Genomic DNA, 1,240 nt, shown 5'->3' on the forward strand with positions numbered 1-1,240 from the left:
CCCCCCCCCATTGTCCTCGCTTCCGTAGGTCGTCAGCGCCTCCGAACGAACGTTTAAACCGGATATCGACCCATCCGGCGTGTGGTCTCGACAGACGACGTCAAACGAGCGCTCGCCGCGCTGGCGACCCGGACGGACACCGCGACCCGCCCCTACGCGGCGGTGATAGACGAGGCGGACGCCGCCCGCGCCGACCTCCGCCGGGCGGCCGGGTTCGTCGAGGCCGTCGGGCTCGACCGGCTCGACGCGGCGGTCGCGGAGGCGGACCGCGCCGGCGCCGGCGACCTCGCGGACCGCGGACGCGAGGCGCTCGAGGCGTACCGCCGGTATCGAACCGTCGCCGCCGGAGGCGACGATCGCTCCGACCGAGCCGGAGTCACCTCCTCCGGCCAGTCCGGGGCAACTTCCTCCGGCGGCCCCGGAACCCCTAAATCCGACACGGGCCAACCGCCGATCAGATGACACGGGTGATCCACACCGGCGACACCCACGTCGGGTACCAGCAGTACCACTCGCCGGTCAGACGCCAGGACTTCCTCGACGCGTTCGGGGCCGTCGTCGACGACGCGATCGACGACGACGTCGACGCCGTCGTCCATGCAGGCGATCTCTTCCACGACCGGCGTCCCGAGCTCCCCGACCTCATGGGGACGATCACCGTCCTCCGGCGGCTCGCGGACGCCGAGGTCCCCTTCCTCGCCGTCGTGGGGAATCACGAGTCGACGCGTGGAGGCCAGTGGCTCGACCTCTTCGAGCGGCTGGGGCTCGCGACACGGCTCGACGATTCGCCGACCGTCGTCGGCGACACCGCCTTCTACGGGCTCGACCACGTCCCCGTCTCCCGCCGTGACGAACTCGAGTACGCGTTCGAGCCGCACGACGCCGACTACGCGGCCCTCGTCGCCCACGGGCTCTTCGAGCCCTTCGCGCACGCCGACTGGGACACGGAGACCGTCCTCGACGAGAGCGACGTCGACTTCGACGCGATGCTCCTCGGCGACAACCACACCCCCGACCGTGCGGAGGTCGCGGGGACGTGGGTCACCTATCCCGGTTCGACCGAGCGCGCGAGCGCGAGCGAGCGGGAGGGCCGCGGATACAACCTCGTCACCTTCGACGAGGCGGTCGTCGGCGGCGACGACCGCGTGGAGATCCGTCGTCGCGCGCTCGACACCCGCGAGTTCGTCTTCGTGAGCGTCGATCTCAGGTCCGGGGAGGGTGAAGCGCGCGTCCGCGAGCG

Annotated in this window: 2 protein-coding genes; both read left to right on the forward strand. The window is 71.4% G+C overall.

Annotated elements, in window-relative coordinates:
* Nucleotides 1–81: 81 nt before the first annotated feature.
* Nucleotides 82–462, forward strand: coding sequence for a hypothetical protein (locus OKW78_RS16735; RefSeq protein ID WP_281196179.1), 381 nt, complete (start codon nt 82–84; stop codon nt 460–462).
* A partial coding sequence (locus tag OKW78_RS16740) for a metallophosphoesterase (protein WP_281196180.1) occupies nt 459–1,240 on the forward strand: 782 nt, incomplete at its 3' end. The genes OKW78_RS16735 and OKW78_RS16740, both read left to right, overlap by 4 nt.

Source organism: Halorubrum sp. F4 (assembly GCF_027257195.1).
In the GTDB taxonomy this organism is placed as follows: domain Archaea; phylum Halobacteriota; class Halobacteria; order Halobacteriales; family Haloferacaceae; genus Halorubrum.